23 protein-coding genes and 3 pseudogenes are annotated in these 23,241 nt (G+C 36.7%); 16 read left to right on the forward strand and 10 right to left on the reverse strand.

The annotated features are described in order from the left end of the window. Positions 1–15: 15 nt before the first annotated feature. The 5 genes and pseudogenes from AP75_RS07865 (at position 16) to AP75_RS14660 (ending at position 4,867) form a co-directional block, all read left to right on the forward strand. Entirely contained in the window at positions 16–1,605 is a 1,590-nt protein-coding gene (locus tag AP75_RS07865; protein WP_031504081.1) for an MFS transporter, read from the forward strand. Between the two features lie 26 nt (positions 1,606–1,631). Continuing rightward, positions 1,632–2,213: a TetR/AcrR family transcriptional regulator gene (locus AP75_RS07870; RefSeq protein ID WP_031504083.1), complete on the forward strand. Its 582-nt coding sequence runs from the start codon at positions 1,632–1,634 to the stop codon at positions 2,211–2,213. 33 nt (positions 2,214–2,246) lie between these two features. Next, positions 2,247–3,144, forward strand: a pseudogene (locus AP75_RS14875) (3-hydroxyacyl-CoA dehydrogenase). Between the two features lie 96 nt (positions 3,145–3,240). Then, on the forward strand, positions 3,241–3,684 hold the full coding sequence (locus AP75_RS07880; protein ID WP_228406645.1) for an acyl-CoA thioesterase: 444 nt from the start codon (positions 3,241–3,243) through the stop codon (positions 3,682–3,684). A gap of 1,024 nt (positions 3,685–4,708) precedes the next feature. Next, positions 4,709–4,867: a helix-turn-helix domain-containing protein gene (locus tag AP75_RS14660; protein WP_394335372.1), complete on the forward strand. Its 159-nt coding sequence runs from the start codon at positions 4,709–4,711 to the stop codon at positions 4,865–4,867. An 83-nt stretch (positions 4,868–4,950) separates the two neighbouring features. On the opposite strand, the gene AP75_RS07890 is transcribed toward AP75_RS14660, so the two are convergent. Further along, positions 4,951–5,592: a DUF6266 family protein gene (locus AP75_RS07890; RefSeq protein WP_034767600.1), complete on the reverse strand. Its 642-nt coding sequence runs from the start codon at positions 5,590–5,592 to the stop codon at positions 4,951–4,953. A 390-nt stretch (positions 5,593–5,982) separates the two neighbouring features. Between AP75_RS07890 and AP75_RS07895 the strand changes: the two genes are divergently transcribed. From AP75_RS07895 to cphA, 5 genes are all read left to right on the forward strand, one after another. Further along, a complete protein-coding gene (locus tag AP75_RS07895) occupies positions 5,983–6,162 on the forward strand; it encodes a hypothetical protein (RefSeq protein WP_031504088.1) in 180 nt (59 codons plus the stop codon). Positions 6,163–6,257: 95 nt separating this feature from the next. Then, a complete protein-coding gene (gene dcm / locus AP75_RS07900) occupies positions 6,258–7,484 on the forward strand; it encodes a DNA cytosine methyltransferase (protein WP_088264156.1) in 1,227 nt (408 codons plus the stop codon). Positions 7,485–7,486: 2 nt separating this feature from the next. After that, a complete protein-coding gene (locus AP75_RS07905) occupies positions 7,487–7,810 on the forward strand; it encodes a hypothetical protein (RefSeq protein WP_088264158.1) in 324 nt (107 codons plus the stop codon). Positions 7,811–7,816: 6 nt separating this feature from the next. After that, positions 7,817–9,139, forward strand: coding sequence for a phospholipase D-like domain-containing protein (locus AP75_RS07910; RefSeq protein ID WP_088264160.1), 1,323 nt, complete (start codon positions 7,817–7,819; stop codon positions 9,137–9,139). Between the two features lie 463 nt (positions 9,140–9,602). Next, positions 9,603–12,230, forward strand: a complete 2,628-nt coding sequence (gene cphA, locus AP75_RS07915; RefSeq protein WP_031504090.1) for a cyanophycin synthetase — start codon at positions 9,603–9,605, stop codon at positions 12,228–12,230. Positions 12,231–12,324: 94 nt separating this feature from the next. On the opposite strand, the gene tatC is transcribed toward cphA, so the two are convergent. Together tatC and AP75_RS07925 are read right to left on the reverse strand one after the other, a co-directional pair. Continuing rightward, positions 12,325–13,146 (reverse strand): twin-arginine translocase subunit TatC, encoded by an 822-nt coding sequence (gene tatC, locus AP75_RS07920; protein ID WP_088264162.1) that lies wholly within the window; start codon positions 13,144–13,146, stop codon positions 12,325–12,327. A gap of 72 nt (positions 13,147–13,218) precedes the next feature. Then, entirely contained in the window at positions 13,219–14,178 is a 960-nt protein-coding gene (locus AP75_RS07925; RefSeq protein WP_088264163.1) for a KpsF/GutQ family sugar-phosphate isomerase, read from the reverse strand. Between the two features lie 227 nt (positions 14,179–14,405). On the opposite strand from AP75_RS07925, the gene recQ reads away from it, so the two are divergent. The 4 genes from recQ (at position 14,406) to lpdA (ending at position 19,608) form a co-directional block, all read left to right on the forward strand. Next, entirely contained in the window at positions 14,406–16,610 is a 2,205-nt protein-coding gene (gene recQ, locus AP75_RS07930) for a DNA helicase RecQ (RefSeq protein WP_088264165.1), read from the forward strand. A gap of 5 nt (positions 16,611–16,615) precedes the next feature. Beyond that, a complete protein-coding gene (locus AP75_RS07935) occupies positions 16,616–16,978 on the forward strand; it encodes a TonB-dependent receptor plug domain-containing protein (protein ID WP_088264167.1) in 363 nt (120 codons plus the stop codon). 72 nt (positions 16,979–17,050) lie between these two features. After that, positions 17,051–18,124, forward strand: a complete 1,074-nt coding sequence (locus tag AP75_RS07940; protein ID WP_088264169.1) for a glycosyltransferase — start codon at positions 17,051–17,053, stop codon at positions 18,122–18,124. Between the two features lie 80 nt (positions 18,125–18,204). Next, positions 18,205–19,608: a dihydrolipoyl dehydrogenase gene (gene lpdA / locus AP75_RS07945; protein ID WP_088264171.1), complete on the forward strand. Its 1,404-nt coding sequence runs from the start codon at positions 18,205–18,207 to the stop codon at positions 19,606–19,608. Between the two features lie 142 nt (positions 19,609–19,750). Here lpdA and AP75_RS07950 read toward each other — a convergent pair whose 3' ends face one another. Further along, positions 19,751–19,969, reverse strand: a complete 219-nt coding sequence (locus tag AP75_RS07950; protein WP_088264173.1) for a hypothetical protein — start codon at positions 19,967–19,969, stop codon at positions 19,751–19,753. A 42-nt stretch (positions 19,970–20,011) separates the two neighbouring features. Beyond that, the gene (locus AP75_RS07955) at positions 20,012–20,266 is read right to left on the reverse strand and encodes a KTSC domain-containing protein (RefSeq protein WP_242589787.1); all 255 of its coding nucleotides are present in this window, start codon (positions 20,264–20,266) and stop codon (positions 20,012–20,014) included. A gap of 19 nt (positions 20,267–20,285) precedes the next feature. On the opposite strand from AP75_RS07955, the gene AP75_RS07960 reads away from it, so the two are divergent. Next, complete coding sequence (locus tag AP75_RS07960; RefSeq protein ID WP_088264175.1) at positions 20,286–21,122, forward strand: CvfB family protein; 837 nt, start codon at positions 20,286–20,288, stop codon at positions 21,120–21,122. Between the two features lie 79 nt (positions 21,123–21,201). Here the strand turns inward: AP75_RS07960 and AP75_RS07965 are convergent, their stop codons facing one another. From AP75_RS07965 to AP75_RS14100, 4 genes and pseudogenes are all read right to left on the reverse strand, one after another. Next, positions 21,202–21,549, reverse strand: coding sequence for a hypothetical protein (locus tag AP75_RS07965; protein WP_031501617.1), 348 nt, complete (start codon positions 21,547–21,549; stop codon positions 21,202–21,204). Positions 21,550–21,687: 138 nt separating this feature from the next. After that, entirely contained in the window at positions 21,688–22,218 is a 531-nt protein-coding gene (locus AP75_RS07970; protein WP_031501618.1) for a YciE/YciF ferroxidase family protein, read from the reverse strand. Positions 22,219–22,285: 67 nt separating this feature from the next. Beyond that, a complete protein-coding gene (locus AP75_RS14265; RefSeq protein ID WP_158212070.1) occupies positions 22,286–22,576 on the reverse strand; it encodes a hypothetical protein in 291 nt (96 codons plus the stop codon). Next, positions 22,549–22,728: pseudogene (locus AP75_RS14100) on the reverse strand (IS1595 family transposase); the annotation flags it as partial. The gene AP75_RS14265 and the pseudogene AP75_RS14100, both read right to left, overlap by 28 nt. A 126-nt stretch (positions 22,729–22,854) precedes the next feature. On the opposite strand from AP75_RS14100, the gene AP75_RS14270 reads away from it, so the two are divergent. Next, on the forward strand, positions 22,855–23,028 hold the full coding sequence (locus AP75_RS14270) for a hypothetical protein (RefSeq protein WP_158212071.1): 174 nt from the start codon (positions 22,855–22,857) through the stop codon (positions 23,026–23,028). On the opposite strand, the pseudogene AP75_RS14275 reads toward AP75_RS14270, so the two are convergent. Next, a pseudogene (locus AP75_RS14275) lies at positions 23,008–23,241 on the reverse strand (hypothetical protein); the annotation flags it as partial. The gene AP75_RS14270 and the pseudogene AP75_RS14275 sit on opposite strands and share 21 nt — an antisense overlap.

Here is a 23,241-nt window from a genome sequence, read left to right on the forward strand (position 1 = left end):
AAAAAAGAAAATACAATGAGCCAATATAATCAGGGATTATTTCACAGCTGGGTTCCCAAGCCCATCATGCTTTTGCTTATAATGGTGATATCCATTGTACTTTTCGGAGTAACGGCGGTTTATACATCCAATATACCCTTTTTGGTTGGTGCAACTGGTGCGCTTACAGAAGATTATATGTGGGCCTATTACGCAGGCGTTATCGGGATGGGATTGGCCATGCCACTGGTGATACGACTGAAAGCCCGTTTCCGAACCAAAGAAATCATGGTAACTACGCTTACGGGAATGGCATTTTTGTTTGTGGTAATGGGGAATACGGACCAACCGGAAATCATTATTGGAGCCTCTTTTCTGATCAGTTTTTTAAGAATGGTAGGAATGATGGAGGTAATCCTGCCCCTAATGTTTATTTTGAGTGCAGACGGCAACCGCGGAAGGTTTTATGCGGTGTTTTATACAGTAGTTCTTGGGATCACCCAGGTTTCCTCTTATTATGTAGCTTCTTTGTCGATGGAGTACAGCTGGCAGTACGCTTATCTGCTTATTGCTGCAGTTTGCCTTGCAACAGCATTGATATGTGTGGTTTTTCAGCATAATCAGCGGTTTATGAAAAAAGTACCGTTACATTACATCGATTGGCTTGGTATGCTGCTCTTTGTCATCAGTTTTATGTTTCTGGGCTATATTTTTTCATTCGGGAAACAACAAGCCTGGTTTGCATCAGACAAAATAAAGTGGGCTACCATTGCCTTTTCCGTCACCTTTTTATTATTTATTCTGAGAATGCAAATTATAAAAAGACCATTTATATCCCTTAAGGCATTTTCCAAAAGCAATGTACGCCATGGGATGCTGATGCTCCTTTTTCTTGGGATGTATTTAGGAACCACCACGCTCCAGAATATCTTTGCTGTCGGCGTTTTGGGCTATAATCATTTGTCGAATGCTTCGTTAAACCTCATGATATTTCCGGGACTGTTGATCGGCGCGGTGGTTTCTGCAAAGTGGTTCAACCAATCAATGCATATCAGAATGCTGATGTTTACAGGTTTTGCAGCATATTTAATGTACGTTATCGTGATGTACTTTTCTATGGTTCCGGAATTTAACTACGCAAGTTGGCTGCTGCCTATGTTTTTCAAAGGCTACGGCATGGGAGTACTGTTTATCGTGATCTGGTATTATACTTTTGATAAGCTGGGAATGACGGAACTGCTGTCTGCAATCGGCATTATTGTACTGTGGCGTACCTTTATTACCGTTGGGATATTTTCGGCACTGTTTTCCTGGATGCAGTATCAGCTGCAGCTTCAGAGCCTCGGTAATCTGGCGGTGTATCTGGACGATGTTACCTTGCTCAGTCCCGGTAGCGGAGTTAACCTGAGAAGCATTCAGATTAATGCTGTTCTTGCTGCCAATAAAACGCTTTACGGCTATATTATTTTGGCGGGAATGGGCGTGTTGGTTTACGTGCTGTTCCATCATTTTGGTAAAATAAGATATAGGCTTTTACGAATCCGAATAGACAGGGCCGGCAAACTATGGATGAGTAGAAAAAACAGAAGACGTATGCAAAAAGAATTGGAAACAGGAGAAATTTAGCAAAGCATCAACTTAAATGATAAGATATGAAATATTCAGGTACTGATAATACGGAAAAAAGAATAGAAACCGCGGCAATGCAGTTGTTTTTCACCCGCGGAGTTGATGCTGTTTCTATCCGGGACATTGCCAAAGCTGCAGAATGCAACAGCTCAATGATCCACTATTATTTCAGGACAAAAGAGAAATTGCTATACTTCATTGTTGAACGTACTACTGCTGATACCGTCACGCTTGTGGACGAGGAAATTAAACAAAAAAAATCTTCTGAACAGCTCAATGCTTTTATCGATAAGTTTTTTAACTGGGCTCTTTTGAACAGATATGGATTTGATGTATTGTTTATAAATGGCATCTCTGAATATAAAGAATCCCTGTCGGATCTGATAAGGGAAAGAAGGGAGGTGGTATTCTCACAATATAAGAAAATGATAAAGCCATTATTTGCGATAAATGATCAGGAGCTGCTTTTTTCATTTTATACTTTTTTAGGTACGATTAAGATGTACTTGCTTCTCGCCCCGGAAGGGGAAAAGAATCACTTGGAACAAATAAATGGGTTCAGGAAATATTTGCATAAGGTAATGGATAATATACTTGTAATTTAATAGCATAAATATTAATTATTAAATCAAAGTATTATGACAATTAAAAATGTAACAGTCGCAGGTAGCGGCGTTTTGGGCTTCCAGATCGCTTTTCAAGCTGCTTTTCACCACTATAAAGTAACCGTTTATGACATCAGTGATGAGGTATTGGAAAAAGCAAAAGCAAAATTCAACTCTCTAAGCGAAGCGCTTAAAAATGAAATGAATGCAACAGATGAGCAGTTGGCATTAACTTTTAATAATTTATACTATTCATCAGACTTAGCAGAAGCGGTAAAAGATGCCGATTTGTTGATAGAATCAGTGCCAGAAAACCCACAAATAAAACAGGAATTTTACGAAAAACTTGCAGCGGTAGCGCCAGAAAAAACCATTTTTGCAACCAATACTTCCACCTTGTTGCCTAGCGCTTTGGCACCATACACGGGACGCCCTAATCAATTTATTGCCCTTCATTTTGCTAATGACATCCGGAAATATAATACTGCAGAGATTATGGGGGCATTCAGGCACAGATCAGGCCGTTTTTGATCTGTTGGTTAGCTTTGCCAAATCCATTGGGATGGTTGCTCTGCCTATATACAAAGAACAGCCGGCGTATATCCTGAACAGTTTGCTCGTGCCCTTTTTGGATGCAGCATTAGAACTTTGGGGGAAAGGCGTGGCAGATCCACAAATCATTGATAAAACCTGGATGGTGGCTACCGGAGCTCCGCTTGGGCCATTTGGATTTATTGATGTTATAGGAATCAATACCGCTTTTAATATTCGAAAAATGAAAGCTGATGCTACACAAGACCCGGTAAAGATATTAACAGTGAAGAGGCTCAAAGAAGAATTCCTAGATTTGGGTAAGTTGGGTACATCCTCTGACGAAGGCTTTTATCAATATCCCAATCCGGCGTATAAGGACAAAGATTTTCTAAAATAAAGGAATATTTGCAAATTTTTAAATAGAAAACCATTTTTAAATCCATCAATTTTTCTAAATTTATCGATCTTAGAACAATCTTAAAATTTAAAAACAATGAACAACGTCAATACCGAGAATTACAAATTTGCTATGCCGCTAAGCATCAGGTGGAATGATCTGGATCCGCTTGCCCATGTAAACAATGTGTATTATTTTGAATATTTCCAAATCGGACGCGGCCATTATATGCACGCCGTAAGCCAACAGTGGGACTGGCAGAAATACATGTTTGTGATTGCCCATATAGAATGTGATTATTTAAAGGAACTGTCTTTGTCGGCAACAAATCCTACCATCAAAATGCGGACTTCCTCTTTGGGAAATAAAAGTTTCGAAATCGAATACCTGATAACGAGTACCGCCAAAGATGGCTCAGAAATCCTGCACGCCAAAGGCAAAAGTGTCCAAGTAATGATAGACATCGCATTGAAGAAACCTATTGAACTTCCCGAATGGTTGCGAAAAGATATCACTGCTTACGAGCCCGCACTCGATTAATTCATCAGCAAATGTATTTGAAATGCAGCGAATTTTAAATTAATTCGGAGAAGCCAGTGAAACACCGTTTTTAACTTTCAAAAAGAACTAGGGTCGAAGTGCCTTTATCCTGGGCTTTGACTGGGCTTTGCCTGCCTTCATCCTAGGCTTTGAATTTCTTCAAAGATGGCCTTTATTTTTTAACTAAAAAAGCACAAGTTTCTCCAAATACTCAAACAGATCATCGGGCATTTCGATGATCTGTTTTTTTTGAAGAATTGTTTTAATGGGTTCAAAAAATAGGGATCGTATCAAATCATACGCTCAACAATCCGTCCACCCAATACCATATCAGATATAATGATAGTGTAAGTGGCTTCTACTTCTGAAAAGAAAATAGAATTTTTTTAAACGTTTACCGGAAATGAGATACTGCCTCATTCCATTTGCTATGTTTAGCCAGCGAAATCCTTTCAGCAATCTAGCAATTCTGAATGTTTCTTAAGGTGAAAACAGATGCATAAAAATCATGAAAAAAACAGCATCTGAATTGATCTTCTTATGCTTCGAAATTGTTGATTAGAACAATGTTATCGAGGTTATTAGGAATTTATTTTTTAAGAAAAAACCCTATAACAGATTGTTTTTTTAGAGTGTTTAAATTTAATTAATTAATAATCAGTAATTTAAACATTAATGTTTAACGGGTTTTAGTGGTTTTAGTGGTTTTTTTCTATGTTTTGCCAAAAAAACTTAGTTGCATTGCAAGGTCTGTGTGAATGTGGAAAACTTTTTCTTCAAAAACGCTGTATTCATCGTGGTTGGCTATGAAAAACTATATGAAATTCATATATTTGTGTATAAACCAAACAGAAACCATTGATAAATAGGCGATTAGTGACCTATAGAAAAGAGTTTCTTTTGACAGATTTTTAATATGAACAGACGGAAAAAAAATGAACAAAGGCCATCTTATCGAATACCGGATTTCGAGGACAAAACTAAAAGGCAAGCTGTAGAAAAGTTGTATTATGATACTGCTGATATGGCGACTCTTTTTAATGTTTGCGCTCGAACTCTACAACGGTGGCGGAATGAGGGTGTTTTTCCATTTAAGAGAATTCGAGGTAAAATCTATTACCTCAAAAGCAAGATCGATGAATACATGGAAAGAGAAGAAGGAGCTGACGAAGATCAGGAGTAATTTAAATGGTGAATACCAAAAATCAAAACCGCAGGAATGATACATTCCCGCGGTTTTTTTAGAGGTCAATTGGATTGATACCATTATATCAAATCCACCTTGCCCAAGTACATGCTGTTGCACGCCTTGTCTTGTGTTTCATTCTGAAAAAATGCATACACATGAACCGATTTTCCACTCCAGGTTGCAGGCAATGCTACGCTGGATGCTTGAGTGTCACGCTGATCCGGACCTTCCTGTACATTGAACACTCCCGATTCTTCCTCGAAAATGGCGGTACAGAAAATATCGGTAGACTTCGCCAGCGTTTCATTGCTGTTGTCGTCCCACTCGAAATTCAGGATTTCGCCTGCTGCTGCAGTAACACTCAGATTCTGAAAACCAGTAACTTCCCCTTTGGTAACGATTACTTTGCTCATTACCAGTACGGCTTGCCCGTTTTCTTCCGCTACCACTTCACGAAGCAGATAGCTTGCTGCTAGATTCACCCGCGATTTCACTCCGGAATTTTCCCCATAGAGTCTGCTTTGCATAGCCCGAAGGGAGTTCTGAAATTTCATCGCCAGCGAAAACTTTTCCCGCTGCATCAGTTGTGCAACCGTAGGGTTGCTTCCTGATGATTTCGGACGGCTTCTAATCACGTCCATTCCGCGCCAATTTGCGCCTACTACCGTTCCCACGGTTCCACTGAATCCTCCTAGGATTCCTTTCTTAATTGTACCCACTTTGTATTTATTTAAAGGTTCGATACAAAAGTAAAACATTAAATAACACAATGCAAGTATTTAATAATCAGTGACTTAAACTTACATAGTTTGACGTAGTTTGACTTTTATTTTCGTTTTTTTTCTTAGTAATTCTTTTTGTTTCTCCAATAGTTCCTTGTTGACTTTCCGAGTACCAAACTGGCTATCGAATTCTTTCATTGTAAGTGCGTTTCCACTAACGTCTGTCCCTATCCTAGATCATCCTTTTTTTTCGGTGAGTGTCTTTGTTTGTGCCGGAATATCATCTTCTTTCATCGAAATTCATTGGTGGTCTTTCAAAGTCTTTCCATTTCTGCTGTCGTCATGTATTGTTGCAGTATTTCATGAAATGTCATCCGATGTCTATCCTTGTCACTTCCTGTCACTTATTTACTGCCGTATTTCGGGCTTTGTTGCGGAATTGTTCGGGAATCCTTGCGGTTTGTTTCCGAAAAAAGGCTTTTTTGGGAAGGAATCCGCAAGGAGGGTGCAAGAAATCTGCAAGAAAATGAAGAAAATGAGGGAAGAATAATTGAATTAATTTCTTAATTTTATCACCAAATGTTAATTAATATATTGGGAGATTACTTCAGATTAATTTTTATCATGTAAATTGCAACATTAATCATGTAAGCTAAAAAAGTATGTTGATAAAAGAGAAAATAAGCATTGAGGAATTTGATAACAAAAGTTACCAGATTAAGCTTGTTGAACCTTTAGAGGATGAGAAAGCCGTACTTACACATTATCTTCATAATTTACATAATGGTGTTTCAAATTATTATAAAGATGAAGCTTTAACTATCTTGAAAAGTTATGTACAGTATAAAAACGACAACGAGGTTTTCGTTGTTGAAAAAGAAGCTTTACAGCAGTTTTTATTTGAGGTAGAGAATGTGCCATTTCCAACGCCAAAGAATTATACTTTTAAGTTCATTGATTTGTTTGCAGGAATTGGAGGCTTTCGAATCGCAATGCAAAATGTTGGTGGCAAATGTGTTTATACAAGCGAATGGAATAAAGATGCAAAAATAACTTATCGTGAAAATTTTGGGGAAGTTCCGTTCGGAGACATCACAAAAGAAAGCGTAAAGAATTATATTCCCGATGAATTTGATATTTTATGCGCAGGTTTTCCTTGTCAAGCATTTTCAATTGCAGGTCTTAGGAAAGGATTCTCTGACACTAGAGGAACGCTTTTTTTTGATTTAGAGCAAATAATTGAAAAGCATAAACCTAAAGTAGTTTTTTTAGAAAATGTGAAAAATTTAGTTTCTCACGATAAAGGAAAAACATTTAAGGTAATTCTTGAGATTTTAGAAAAGAAACTTGGTTACAAAGTATTTCATAAGGTTTTAAACTCAATGACGCATGCTAATATTCCTCAAAATAGAGAACGTATTTTTGTCGTGGCATTTGATCCTGAACAAGTTCCTAATTATGCTAGTTTTGAATTTCCTGAAGAAATCAAATTGACAAAGACAATTCATGATATTTTAGAAAACGGAAAACAAGAAGATAAATATTATTACCCTGAAACGCATCAATATTACCCTGAACTTGTAAAAACAATTACAAGTAAAGATACCGTTTATCAATGGCGTAGAGTTTATGTAAGAGAAAATAAAAGTAGTGTTTGTCCGACATTAACAGCAAATATGGGTGCAGGTGGACACAACGTACCATTAATAAAAGATGATTTTGGAATCAGAAAATTAACTCCTAAAGAGTGTTTTGCTTTTCAAGGCTATCCAATGGATAAATACGTTTTGCCTCCTATTGCAAATAGTAAATTGTATATGCAAGCTGGTAACTCTGTAACAACGCCTTTGATTGAAAGAATTAGTAATGAAATCATAAAAGTATTATAATCATGAAAACTATAGACATATTTAATGTTGATGTAAGTAATCTTGATAAAACTCAACTTCCCTCAAATATTTATGCAATTAGAATTAAAGATTGTAATAATAATATTTATGATATATGTATAAATCATCAAGCTGAACTATCGGAAATAAATTCTGAAAGGGATCAATCAAGAATGAATGATTTTCTTTCAAATTTAGAATATTCAGTGGTAACTGAATTCTTTAAAAATATTAAAAAAAGAAAACCTAAAAGTTACAGTAACCAACTTGAAATTATTACAAATAATGTAGGAGAATTATTTCATTATTCAAGAGCAACTAACTAACCAAAAATGAGTATCTGGGATAAATATTCATCTGAACAAAGAAATGAATATATTCAGTTCTTACAGGTTTATGGAGCTTTAACCAATTTGTTTCGTCAAAAACAAGGCGACTTAATCCCGTATCTTGATTCAAAATTTCAAGAAACTGTATTTGCAAAAATTTTCAATAGTCAAAATGTAGATATAGGGAATACGCCTCACGATGTCTTATCAGTTTTTGGAAATGATAGGATAGGAATTGGTTTAAAAACGTGGCTGGGTAGCAAACCTTCTTTTCAAAAGGTAATGCAACTTAAACGTTATCAAGACGACATAAAACAAAGTAAAGAATTAGGATTAGAATCACTAGCTTTCAAAATTTCGGAAATCAAAAACGAAAAAATGAAGAGTGATTACGTACGTTTGGGATTATCCGAAGATAAAAACATCTACCATTATGTAACTCGAGACGAAGGCAAATTTATTATAAATGAATGTGCTTATCCTTTAATTGACGTAGATAAATTACAAAATTTCATTTTAACACCAACAGCATTTTCATGGTCTGATGGTCACAAAGATTATAAATTCACTTTTGGGGATTCTCAAATATGGCAGAAATTTGACTCATCAAGAAATGACACCTTAATATTAAATAAATTTGATGTAAAGATAATTGAAGATCCTTTCGAATTTCTTCTAAAATCTTACATGAAATTAATAGGTTCAGCAAAAGAAGAAACTAAACCTGATATAGTTGAAGTATATCTTCCATTGTACTCTTATAAAACTAAAGAAGTAGAAGAAAAATCAGGGCTTAATGCGTGGAATGCAGCTCCAAAAAATAAAGGAAGCGGAACTCTTAGACCTATTAATGAAGTTTATATACCTATACCTAGAGAATTTCATAAAAAAAATCCTAATTTCTTCATTAATAATATTTTTGACTTTGAAAATCGTCGTGAGAGTTTCAAAGGCGACAAAGAAGACAAACCAGAAGTTCGCTTTTATTTGCAACTTCCAAATGGTAAGAGAATTCCATCATTGGTTACCCAAAGTAATATGAAAGGGTTGCAGTCGGGAAGTAATACCGAATATGATGAAAATGGAAAACGTTTCGGGCAATCCGCTTTAGGACAATGGCTTTTAGTAGATGTTTTAGGTTTAAAAGAAAGACAACCCGTAACTAGAGAATGGCTGATAAAAAAAGGAACTGATTCTGTTCGTTTGTGGAGAAAGAAAAATGATTATTCGACTATTCATATAGATTTTGCTCCAATTGGTTCTTTTGAAGCGTTTATGAATGGAGAACCAATACCAGAAGAAGATGAATATCTTGAAAGGAAATAAGAAAAATCATCTAATTTCGTTAATTAATGCAAATAGAATAATTCCAATTATTTGTTTTTATCGAAGCAAGTAAATACTTTTCAGTATGAAACTTGTGCTTTATTCCCGATGATTCAAACCTTAAATTCAAGGAAATAATATCCGATTTCATGCCGATCAATTTAGTTTAATGACCATATCTTATTTACAAGATATTTGAGCCGTTCTACACCCAAAACTTCATTTTTGGAATTGATGCGGTTATCTGAACCTTAAACACTACTGCTGTATTTGGTAAGATTATAATTGCTTGTGCAGAAATCGCATTATTTTGCTTAGATCATGAATAGTTGTTCAACATATTTCTATTGCCGAAAGCATTTCTTCAACTTTTTTTTCTGAAAAAATATCAACTATGAAGCTTTTATTTTACCTTTGATATAACTACTGAAAAAAACCATCATTAATATTACAGAATTATACTATGAAAATTGAGAAAATACAGGTTTTAAGAGGCCCGAATATCTGGAGCATCAGACGAAAGAAATTAATTCAAATGAGGCTCGATCTGGAAGAAATGGAGCATTTGCCGACCAATAAAATTGATGGCTTCCGTGAAAGAATTGAGCAACTCCTTCCTTCTTTGTTTACCCACCGCTGTTCGGAAGGGGTAGAAGGTGGCTTTTTTCATAGAATCGAAATGGGAACCTGGATGGGGCATGTAATAGAACATATCGCCTTAGAAATTCAGACTTTAGCAGGAATGGATACTGGTTTCGGAAGAACCCGAGAAACAAAAACTCCTGGTGTTTATAATGTGGTATTCAGTTATTTGGAAGAGAATTCTGGCGTGTATGCAGCCGAACAATCAGTAGAAATCGCAAAATGTTTAATAGAAGATCGCCCTTATGATATTCACGAATGCATTCAACAATTAAAGGTGATCCGTGAAAGAGAACGATTGGGTCCCTCTACCGGAAGCATTGTGGAAGAGGCGGTTGCAAGAAATATCCCATGGATTCGATTGGGAAGAAACTCTTTGGTGCAATTGGGTTACGGGGTGAACCAACAACGTTTTCAAGCAACCATTACCGGTAAAACAAGTTCTATCGCAGTGGATATTGCTTGTAATAAAGAATTGACCAAAAAAATGCTCGAAGAAGCAGCGATTCCTGTTCCATCAGGAGATTTGATCACCGAGGCAGAAGAATTGGAAAGGGTAATCCGCAAAATTGGCTATCCGATTGTGTTGAAACCCCTCGACGGGAATCATGGGAAAGGTTCCTCCATCAATGTAAATGATATGGAAGCTGCCATCGTAGGTCTTCAGCATGCGCAGAACTATTCAAGAAAAGTGATTGTTGAAAAATACATTACCGGTTACGATTTCCGAGTTTTGGTGATCAACCACAAAATGGTAGCCGCCGCCAGAAGAGTTCCTGCACACATCGTAGGAGATGGCGAAATGACCATTCAGCAACTCATCGACAAAGAAAATACAGATCCGAGAAGAGGGTACGGCCATGAAAATGTCCTCACCGAAATTCTGGTGGATAAAGACACCAACGAACTGCTCGAAAAACTTAGTTATACTTTAGAAACCGTTCCACAAAAAGGGGAAATTGTATATCTAAAATCCACAGCAAACCTTTCCACCGGCGGAACTTCCATCGATGTTACCGATATGGTACACCCGGAAAATGTGACGATGTGTGAAAGGATTTCCAAAATCATCGGTCTCGATGTTTGCGGAATCGATATTATGGCAGAAAACCTTACCCAACCGTTAAAAGAAAGCGGTGGTGCAATTCTGGAAGTGAATGCCGCACCAGGATTCAGAATGCACTTAGCGCCAAGCGAAGGATTGCCGAGAAACGTTGCTGCTCCGGTAGTCGATATGCTCTATCCACAAGGTAAACCTTTCCGAATTCCAATAATCGCGGTGACGGGGACCAACGGTAAAACCACCACAACCCGCTTGATTGCCCATATCGTGAAAAACAATGGTTATCGTGTAGGATTCACCACTTCCGACGGAATTTATATTCAAAATACCATGTTGACCAAAGGTGATACCACAGGACCTATTTCTGCAGAATTTATTCTGAAAGATCCCACTGTAGAATTTGCCATTCTGGAAACCGCACGCGGCGGAATTCTCCGTTCTGGATTAGGGTTTAGCAGTTGCGATATCGGGGTTTTAACTAATATTAAAGAAGATCATTTGGGCTTAAGTGATATTCATAATTTGAAAGACTTAACCCGAGTAAAAAGAGTAGTGCTCGATTCCGTAAAAAAAGACGGTTGGAGCGTTCTGAATGCAGATGACGAATATTCCATGAGGTTAATGCCTGATTTACATTCGAAAGTAGCCATTTTCAGTCTGGATGAAAACAATCCTCACATTAAGAAATTTGCTAAGGAAGGAAAAATCACTTGTGTATGCGAGGATGGTTTCATCACGATCAAAAAAGGCGACTGGAAAATCCGAATCGTAAAAGCCCAAAACGTTCCCATCACAATGGAAGGGAAGGCCAAATTTATGATTTCTAATGTTCTGGCAGCAAGTTTGGCGGCTTATCTTCAAGGTTTCGAGATTGAAGATATTGCGAATTCGCTTCGTACCTTTATTCCGAGTCCTGCGCTTACTCCGGGCAGACTGAATATTTTTAAATTTAAAAAATTCAAAGTTTTAATAGACTTCGCGCATAATCCTGCGGGCTATGAAGCGATTGAAGATTACCTGAAAAATGTAGAATCACCGAAGAAAATAGGAATTATCTCCGGGGTTGGCGATCGGCGAGATGAGGATATCCAGGAATGTGGAAAAATTGCCGGACGGATGTTCGACCACATCATCATCCGAAACGAAAAACATCTTCGCGGGAGAACCGAAGAAGAAATCAATGGGCTTTTAATTGACGGAATTCATCAATCCGGTAGAGATATCAGCTATGAAATTATTCCGAAGGAAATCGACGCCCTGAAGCACGCGATGAGTCTTGCGGAAGAAAATACCTTCATCACCGCATTGAGCGATGTAATTTCCAATGCCATCGATCTGGTTCAGGAATATCAGAACAAAGAAATCCTAGAAGACGGACATTCTTAGTTTTTGAATTTCAAATAAAAAAAAATCCCTTCTAGTAAGGGATTTTTCTATTTTTAAGGTGTAGTATTTTTAATTTTAATGAACAACTTATCGCTTATTTTACTGCCGGTAAATCGGTTCTGGATTGTACTTTCTTATAAGTATAAGCACTCATCATAATACTGAATTCGTACAATAAAAGCAGCGGGAAAGCAGCCATCATCATACTCAAAACATCAGCTGGCGTAATTACCGCAGCAACCACCATGATGAGCACGATGGCATGTCGGCGGTAAGTTTTCATAAATTTTGGAGTTAAAATTCCTATCGAAGTGAGGAAATAAACAATCACTGGGAAAAGGAAAACAATGCCCATTCCCAAAACTACCTGCATAAACAAAGTCGTATAATCACTGAGATCAAAGAGTTGGGTGATGGAATCGGAGATTTTGAAGAGCAACCCGAAGTTGATCGCAAATGGTAAAATGAGGAAATACCCACAAAGAATTCCCACCATGAAAAGAATCCAAACAAAGTTGATTAAAAACACCGAATTTTTCCTTTCGTTGGGATGAAGAGCGGGAGAAATAAACCGCCAAAGTTCCCAAACAATATAAGGAAAAGCCGCTACCATTCCGCCAAATATCGATACCGACATCATTACATTGAACTGTTGGAAGAGTTTCTTTTGCTGCACCGCAAAATGATCTGGCAACACAATGCTGTCGTGGCCAATCAGCTCGCGAGAAAAATGATTCACCGCCCGAAACGTAAGGAAATCATTGCGTGTAGGACCGAAAAAAATATGATCCATAATCCAGTTGACATTGAAGCCCACCAGAATTGCACCCACAATAATCGCGATTAACGAACGGATCAGGTGACTGCGCAATTCGCCGATGTGTCCCCAAAACGACATCTCTTTTCCTTCACTCATTATATATATTCAAAGGTTAAAAATTAAGTTTGCGAAATTACTGAATTATTGATGAAAACCGAAACGCAATATTTAATTGATGCCTTCGTCCAAAAGTCGGTGAATATCGATGATTCCAAAATATTTCCCTTGATCAGTAACAATCAGTTGACCGATGTTTTTATCTTTCAGGATTTGCATGGCTTCTTTTGCCAAAGCGTTTTTATCGATGCTTTTCGGGTTACTGCTCATGATGTCTTTGGCTGATATTTTCGAGAGATCCTGTTCGCTCATCAGCATTCTTCGCAAATCGCCGTCAGTAATTACTCCGGTAATTTTTTCACCTTCTTCAACCACGGTTATTCCGTGTGTAGATGCGCTGATGGAAATAATGATTTCACGAATATTAGCATCTGCAGAAACCAATGGTTTTTGAGGAGAAAGAAATTGTTCCACTTTTGCGGTAAGGTTTTTACCTAAACTTCCACCCGGATGGAATTTGGCAAAATCATTTTCACGGAAACCGTTGAGTTCCATCAAGCAAACCGCCAAAGCATCTCCCAACGCCATTTGTACCGTCGTAGAACTTGTGGGAGCCAATTTGATTGGACAAGCCTCTTTTTCTACAGAGGTGTTGAGAACCACTTCCGAAAACTCAGCAAGTTTGGAGTTTAAATTTCCAGTCATTCCGATTAATGATGAAGAATAATCTTTCAAAAAAGGTAGAAGGTTGACAATTTCCGGGGAATTTCCGGAATTAGAAATACAAAGCACAACATCAGTTTTTTGGATCACACCCAAATCCCCATGAATCGCTTCTGAAGCGTGTAAAAATTGAGATGGTGTTCCGGTAGAATTCAGCGTTGCTACCATTTTATTTCCCACGTGCGCCGATTTGCCAATTCCTACAATGATGAGTTTTCCTTTTGTTGAATTGATGATTTCTACAGCTTTCAAGAAATTCTCATCGAGACGGTTTTTAAGGTTTTCGAGCTCAGTGATTTCGATGGAAAGCGCATTTTTGGCGATGTGGAGTAGATCAGGGTGATTCATTTTGATAAATTGGGACAGAAAGATTAATCTTATAATATACGCAAATGTTTTCTAATATTTTAATTAAAATTAATCTTCAATTTTTTTATTTTGATTTTTATTTTCTAACTTTGGTTAATATGCAAATTTAGCAAACAATTTTAGATGAACAGACCGCAAATTGCAATTGAATTTTAGAAAAAAACAGGTGCTATGTTCAACTATTGTCATAAAAACTGGAATTACAAATGAAAACAAATACTGCCGATTTATCGAAGGAACTTAAAAAATATTTCGGCTTTTCTACATTTAAAGGCCAACAAGAAGAAATCATTAAAAATCTTTTGGAAGGAAAAGACATCTTTGTCTTAATGCCGACAGGAGGCGGTAAATCGCTTTGCTACCAACTTCCAGCTCTGATTTCTGAAGGAACAGCAATTGTGGTTTCGCCATTAATTGCATTAATGAAAAATCAGGTCGATGCGATCAACGGGCTATCTTCCGATGAAGGTGTCGCTCATGTTTTGAATTCTTCATTAAATAAAACGCAAACCAAACAGGTCTTTGACGATATCAAAGCCGGAAAAACCAAATTGCTTTATGTGGCTCCCGAATCTCTTATTAAAGAAGATTATTTGGAGTTTTTGAAAGATATTACCATTTCTTTCGTTGCGATCGATGAGGCGCATTGTATTTCGGAGTGGGGACACGATTTCCGTCCGGAATACCGAAATCTAAAACTTATTATCGACAAAATTGCTGATGTTCCCGTGATTGCACTTACCGCAACAGCAACGCCCAAAGTTCAGGATGATATCCAAAAAACATTGGGAATGTCGAATGCATTGGTGTTCAAAGAAAGTTTCAACCGGCCGAATCTTTTTTATGAAGTTCGCCCGAAAGTGAATATTGACAAAGAAATTGTAAAATTCATCAACCAACATAAAGGAAAATCCGGAATTGTCTATTGCTTGAGCAGAAGAAAAGTGGAAGAATTTGCCCAGCTTCTTCAGGTGAATGGCATCAATGCGCTTCCTTACCATGCCGGTTTAGACCAAAAAACAAGAGTGGCCAACCAAGATAAATTTCTGATGGAAGAAGCCGATGTCATCGTCGCAACCATAGCATTCGGGATGGGAATCGACAAGCCCGATGTGAGATTTGTAATTCACTACGATATTCCTAAATCATTAGAAAGTTATTACCAAGAAACCGGTAGGGCAGGGCGCGACGGTGGAGAAGGGATTTGCTTAGCGTTTTACGATCCAAAAGATATTGAAAAATTGGAGAAATTTTTGGCGCAGAAACCTGTTTCGGAACGTGAAATTGGTCTGCAGTTGCTGAACGAGGTAGTAGGTTATGCCGAAACTTCCATGAGCCGCAGACAGTACATTCTCTATTATTTCGGCGAGCAATTTGATCCAGTGAACGGTGCAGGTGCGAACATGTGCGATAATTCCGTGAACCCTCCGAAACTGAAAGATGCAACCAAAGAATTGAAACTGGTTTTAACTTTAGTGAAAGAATTGGAAGAAAAATTCCGCACAAAAGATCTTATTACGGTGATTGTTGGCAAAGAAAATCCGGTAACAAAATCTTATAAATTAGAAACCACTAAACATTTTGGTATTGGCAAAAATGAGCCGGAAAACTTTTGGAAATCGGTGATTCGACAAGCTACAGTACAGAATTTTTTACAAAAAGATATTGAATCATACGGTGTTTTAAAATTAACTGAAAAAGGTTTGCAAGTGATTTCTGGAAAAGATAAAAATCCTTTTCTCATCGCAGAAGACCGTGAATATGATTTGGCTCAAACAAAAGCCGATTCGGACCAAGTTCAGGTGCAACAAAATGGCGGTTTGGATGAAGTACTTTTCAGTCAACTGAAAGAACTTCGCAAGAAGGTCGCTAAAAAGCAAGGAATTCCGCCGTACACAGTTTTTATGGATCCAAGTTTGGAAGATATGACCGTTCAATACCCAATCAGCATTGAAGAAATTGCAAAAATATATGGAGTTGGAGACGGTAAAGCCAAGAAATTTGGGAAAGAATTTGCTGAATTCATTAAGCAATATGTAGATGAAAACAATATCGAAAGAACCCAGGATATGGTGCTGAAACAAGTCGCCAATAAATCCAGCCACAAAGTTTTCATCATTCAAAGTACCGACAAAAAAATTGACCTTGAAGACATAGCCAAAGCAAAAAATCTTTCGATGGATGAATTGCTAAAAGAAATGGAACGAATTGTATATCAAGGAACTAAATTGAATATTGATTATTATGTCGATGAGAATTTTGATGAAGATATTGTTGAGGAATTCATGGAATTTATGGGAGAAAGTGAAAGCGACAGCATGAAAGTTCTTCTAGCAGAATTCGGGGATGATCTTAGCGATGAAGAGGTGAGAATGCTTCGTATTAAATTTATTTCGGATGTAGCCAATTAAGAGAAATGAAGAAATTTGTTGTTGTAATACTGCTCTTATGTTGTGGGATTTTCTCCGCACAAGTAATCGGTACGAAAGGAATCGACGGACCTAACGAGAATTCAAAATTAAAAAACACGAAAGGTTTAAATATTACTCCGGTTGACAAAAACCAAAGTATCTGCTTGTGTTGCAATAAAGAGGTAAAAAATAAACCATTAATATTTATTGATGGGCAGCGAATTCCTTATGAAAATTTCAGGCAAATAGATCCTGAAACGATTGAATCTATGGAAGTTGTAAAGAATGAAAAAGCGATCGAATTATATGGTGAAGAAGCGAAAAACGGTGTGATCATCATTAAAAGTAAAAAAAGATCTTCGAAATAATTTTAAACAAATGCAGTTTGTTTCACTTCCAATATCAATTTGCAACAGAAAATTTCCTGTCACTTTTTTTAAATGAAAATAACTTCCATCATCTTCATTTTACCCGATCTGGAAACCGGTGGCGCAGAAAGAATTGTCACCACGCTTGCTAATCACCTTCCCAGAAATCGGTTTGAACCCAAGATTCTTTTGCTCCGAAAAGAAGGCGGTTTTCTGGAAATTTTAAATGAAGATATTGAGATTATCGACATCAAAACTCCCAGAATCAGGCATTCTTTAAAACCAATTTTACTCGAAATTAAAAAGCGGAAACCTGATATCGTTTTCAGCGGTTTCGGGGAAGTGAATGCTTATTTGTCGTTATTTATCAAGTTTTTTCCGAAAACTAAATTTATTGCCCGAGAAACCAACGTTGTTTCGAAACACGTAACTCGCAAAGAAATTCGGTTCTTCTATAAATTTTACAACAATTATCATCGGATTATTTGTCAGAGCGATGATATGAAGAATGATTTGATTGAGTATTTCAATATCAAAAAAGAAAAACTCGTTAAAATAAATAATCCCGTAGATTTCGATTTCATTAATAATAAATTGGATATTTCCGTAAAACCGGAGACATTTAATGATGATTACAAAAATGTTGTTGCAATCGGGAATCTCTCTTCCAGAAAAGGTTTCGATAATTTACTGAAAGTTTTTTCTCATTTAAAAAATGAAAAAATAAAGCTGCACATTATTGGCGAAGGAAGAGATCGGGAAATTCTTCATCAAATGAAAATTGACCTTAAACTGGAAAACGTTATTTTCCACGGAAAGCAAAAAAATCCTTATCAATTCCTGAAATTTGCGGATTTGTTTATCCTTTCGTCGCGTTATGAAGGTTTCCCTAATGTTCTGTTGGAGGCAGGAGCCTGTGGAGTTTATTCCTTGGCCAATAATTGTCCGGGCGGGATTAATGAAATTATACAAGACAAAATTAATGGTGAAATTTCCGATATTGAACAGCACCAGCAATTTGCAGAAAAAGTAAAAGAGATTTGTGCTGAAACTCACGATAAAAAATTGATTATCAACTCGATAAAAACTAGATTTTCCAAGGACATTATTCTGAAACATTATGAAAATCTGTTATTAGATTTTTAGCAGAATCTGCAAACGAGTGGCGAAATATTTTGTAAATTTGTAAACTTCAAAAAATCAATAAAAATCATAAAAAAATAAAAATGAGTCAATTTGATGTTACCGTAATCGGTTCTGGTCCTGGAGGGTATGTGGCTGCGATCCGTTGTGCGCAATTAGGTCTGAAAACTGCAATTATAGAGAAATATCCTACCATGGGCGGTACATGTCTGAATGTTGGATGTATCCCTTCAAAAGCTTTGCTCGACAGTTCTGAACATTTCGAAAACGCAAAACACAATTTCGCCAATCACGGCATTATCATCGACGAGCCAAAAGCAGATTTGGCAAGAATGATTGCCCGAAAAGACGAAGTGGTAGACCAAACTACGAAAGGAATCAACTTCCTTATGGACAAAAATAAAGTCACTGTTTTTGAAGGCGTAGGTAGTTTTGAATCTTCTACTCAGGTAAAAGTAACCAAAAACGACGGTTCGTCAGAAATCATCGACTCCAAATTCATCATCATTGCGACGGGTTCTAAACCAAGTTCGTTGCCTTTCATTACTATAGATAAAGAAAGAATCATTACTTCTACTGAAGCATTAAATCTGAAAGAAATTCCGAAACATTTAGTAGTAATCGGAGGTGGAGTTATCGGGCTGGAATTGGGATCTGTTTACAAAAGATTAGGTTCTGAAGTAACTGTAGTCGAATTTATGGATAGAATTATCCCAACAATGGACGGCGCATTATCGAAAGAACTCAACAAAGTTTTAAGAAAACAAGGCATGAAATTCATGCTTTCAACCGCAGTTCAGGCTGTTGAAAGAAACGGCGACACTGTAAAAGTTACCGCAAAAGATAAAAAAGGCGAAGAAGTAGTTGTTGAAGGCGATTATGTTTTGGTTTCTGTAGGTAGAAAACCTTATACAGACGGACTTTCCCTTGAAAAAGCCGGTGTTGATCTGGATGAAAGAGGAAGAGTAAAAACCAATGAACATTTGCAGACTAACGTTTCAAATATTTATGCGATCGGTGATGTGGTTGCAGGAGCAATGTTGGCGCACAAAGCGTCTGAGGAAGGCGTTTTGGTAGCAGAACAGCTTGCCGGACAAAAACCACATATCAATTATAATTTAATACCTGGAGTGGTTTATACCTGGCCGGAAGTTGCTTCAGTTGGAAAAACTGAAGAACAGCTGAAAGCAGAAGGCGTTGCCATTAAAGTGGGTAATTTCCCGATGAGAGCTTTGGGAAGAAGCCGTGCTTCCGGCGATGTGGATGGTTTCATCAAGATTATCGCTGATGAAAAAACCGACGAAGTTTTAGGCGTTCACATGATCGGCGCAAGAGCTGCAGATATGATTGCCGCTGCGGTAACCGCAATGGAATTCCGCGCAAGTGCAGAAGATATCGCAAGAATGTCGCATGCACACCCAACTTTTGCTGAAGCGATTAAGGAAGCTGCATTAGATGCGACTGGAAAGATCGCGATTCACATGTAAGACTTTAATTAGTTAAGATAATAAAGAGAAGTTTCGGCTTCTCTTTTTTGTTGCTTAATGATAACATTATCACAAAGCCATAATTTTTATGATAATCATTGCTGAGAAAAAAGATTAAGCATTTATTTTGATGATTTAATAATTAAAATATAATTTCATTATCAAAATTTATAGAAAATGATGCATTATTTGAATAATCAGCTACGGAAATCGTTCCGCAATATTGTTTTGTCATTTCTGCAGCGTGCGGAATCATTTCTGCAGGTCGCGGAACCATTTCTGTAAGTTGCGGAACCATTTCTGTAAGTTGCGGAACCATTTCTGCAGGTCGCGAAACCATTTCTGAAGGTTGCGGAACCATTTCTGATGCCTGCTACTCCGTTTTATGCGGAGATGAATTTGTTTAAATATCACTCACTTTTTTGTATTTAAAGAAAGGTTTGATGTTTCTGTTCAGATAAACACCTTTCGAAAAAGCAGCCCGGAAATCATCGAAAACTTCCTTCGGCACGTCGGGATAATTGTATACGACTCCAGACACATAAACGATGGTTAGAATCTGGAGTTCCGGCTTATAAAAATATTTTATGATGACTGAAGAGGGCATGACAAAATTCTGCAATTTCTGTTCCTTTAGTTTTCTTACCTTTGCAGTCAATTATTTATAACGCTAACCTATGGATCTCGGCAAAACTCAATTATTAAAAATCGCAGAAAAAAATTATTCAGGTTTATTCCTGGAAGATGAAAACGGAGAAAGAGCATTTCTTCCTAAGATTTTTGCTTCCGAAGATGCCGAAATCGGTGATGAAATGGAAGTTTTCGTTTATCAGGACGACGACAAACTGAAAGCAACAACTGAAAAACCCAACGCCGAAGTAGGAGAGTTTGCCGTGATGACTTGCGTGCAAAGTTTGCCAAGTGGCGCTTTTATGGATTGGGGAATCATCAAAGATTTGTTCATACCTTACAAGCAACAAAAACAGAAAATTGTAGAAGGAAAAAGGTATTTGGTTTACGTTTATATTGATGAATTTTTAAACCTGATAACCGGAACTACCAGATTCAAAAGAAATCCTGCTTATGAAGATCTGCCTTTCCGCAAAGGCGATAAGGTGAATCTGATTTTAATGGGTGAAGGCGAACTGGGCTGGAATGTCATCGTAAATAAAAAATATATCGGACTGATTTACGCATCCGATGTTTACAAAAAACTCTTTCCTCTGTCGGAAGAAATCGGTTACATAAAATCCATCCGCGAAGACGGAAAAATAGATGTTTCCCTTCAGCCTGAAGGTTATGAAAACAATGATGAGTTTCAGCAGATTATTCTTGATAAACTTAATCAGAATTACGGATTGCTTTATCTTTCAGACAAATCTGAACCAGAAGAAATTAAGCAAGAGCTGCAGATGAGCAAAAAGAATTTCAAGAAAGCTATCGGTGGATTATATCGAGATAAAAAAATTGAAATTTTAGAGGATAAAATCCGTTTGGTTGATGAAAATGAATAATTTTTACCCAAAAAAAGAATTCCACAGGAAAAGGAAAAGCTGATTTTAACTTATAATTTCTGTTTTTATTAAGGAAAAATCATTCTTTCCTTACCAATAAAATCCAGTCGTCTTCCAAAAAGCGATAACCAATTTCATAGAGAAACCGATATTCCGCACCATTTTTATAAATTTTAAAGTTGGTGAAATATTCAAAATCAAAACCTTCTGAAGTCAGTTTGTTACGGGTAGTTTTCGCTTTTCCATCAACGAATTTTTGTTCACTCAAAATGCGGTGGTTTTTGCGCAACTTATTATTGATATTGCGCATCAGGTTGGATGTATCTCGGTTATTTTTGTTATTATAGGCGTTTCTGCAGCCGTCGTTGCAAAATTTCTTATCGCTTCTTCCGATAATTTGATCACCACATTCTAGGCAGTTTTGCATCTCTAAAATTTTGATAATCAAATATAAAGAATTCCATTTGTAATCGGATATTTTTTTTAAATGTTTAATCTGTCGTAAATGAAAATAACCTTATTTACTTAGAGGTAAAAATAGTTGTGAAAAAAATGACGAAAAAAACTATCGAAACGGTTTCAAAAACTCATGAATCAATTCTTCCAGATAGTTGTGGATAAATTCCTCTTCTTCCTGAACATCAACTGCAAGAAGTGTTGCTTCCGTATGTAAATTTAAATTGATTGCCAAATGAGCACTCGCGCTGTAAGCTGCAATTTTGTAATGAGCCAATTTTTGAGCAGTCAAAATCAGTGCAATGTCCCAATTTAAGGGGTCATTAGCAAAAAATTCTAGATGTTTCTGGGCTTCGTTGATCAGTGCAGTGAACGATTCACAATCTTTAAATTGGGGCTCTTCATTGTGTAACTTAAAGATTTTTTCGAGACGTTCCAAATGATTGAGATGAATTTGAAAATGGTTGTCCAAAATAAACCTCAATTTATCAGACAAAATTCCATCTTTTATTTTCTGATAAGTTTCTCCCACGATGTTCTCTGCGCAATATAATTCCCTAATGGAATCCATGAAAAATTGTTGAAGTCCTTCTCTGGAATTGCTATTTTCATTTTGGGAATATTTCGGCGATTTTATCATTCTTTTGATTCTTATTTTTCAAGAATTATCTTCAAAGAGCGGTTTTCTTACATTATATAGTCGTTCCTTAACAAAACCCACTATTTAATTTATATTTAAAAACAGGATTAGAAAACAGCATAATTTGTATCTTATAAAATAAGAAAATAATTTTCTGTTTCAGTAGTTCCATCATTTTCTTCATGTTCCAAGCGGTTGCAGCTAGTAATGCATTGATTTGTGGTCCCGTTTCTCCCATGAAGTAATTTTTTGCCAGCCTAAAATCGGTTTTTAAATGTCCGATGATAGGTTCTATTGCCGCTCTGGTTCTAAATTTTTTGCGCTTTGTCTGCTTTTCAAAGAAGTTCGACTTCTGCATTTTTTGCATTCATAACTTAATCTGCTCTTTATCCAAAAATGTTCTGTGCTTCCACATTTGCACGTGAGTCCTATTTTATCTCTCTCAGATTTAAAATGATTTATACAATCATCTTCTGTCCCAAAATGTGCTGAAAAACTGAATAAATTCATATCTAATTGTTTGATTACTACAAATATACAAAAATTATGATAAATTACGGATATTCATAAAAAAATTCAAAGAATCTTAAAAAAACTCAAATTCTCTTTCTTGCAGGAACAAAAGAGTCGGAAAACATGACCAAAGATATCGATGAAGTGATCATGCTTTTAAAGAAAAAAATTCCGGAAGCCAATTTGAAAACCCAATTTGACCCACACGGAAAGCATTCTGAAAGTTATTGGGCGAAAGAATTCCCCAAAGCTTATCGTTGGTTATTTAGTCGTTCCTTAACAAAACCCACTATTTAATTTATATTTAAAAACAGGATTAGAAAACAGCATAATTTGTATCTTATAAAATAAGAAAATAATTTTCTGTTTCAGTAGTTCCATCATTTTCTTCATGTTCCAAGCGGTTGCAGCTAGTAATGCATTGATTTGTGGTCCCGTTTCTCCCATGAAGTAATTTTTTGCCAGCCTAAAATCGGTTTTTAAATGTCCGATGATAGGTTCTATTGCCGC

It is taken from the genome of Kaistella haifensis DSM 19056 (genome assembly GCF_000735695.2).
In the GTDB taxonomy this organism is placed as follows: Bacteria; Bacteroidota; Bacteroidia; order Flavobacteriales; family Weeksellaceae; genus Kaistella; species Kaistella haifensis.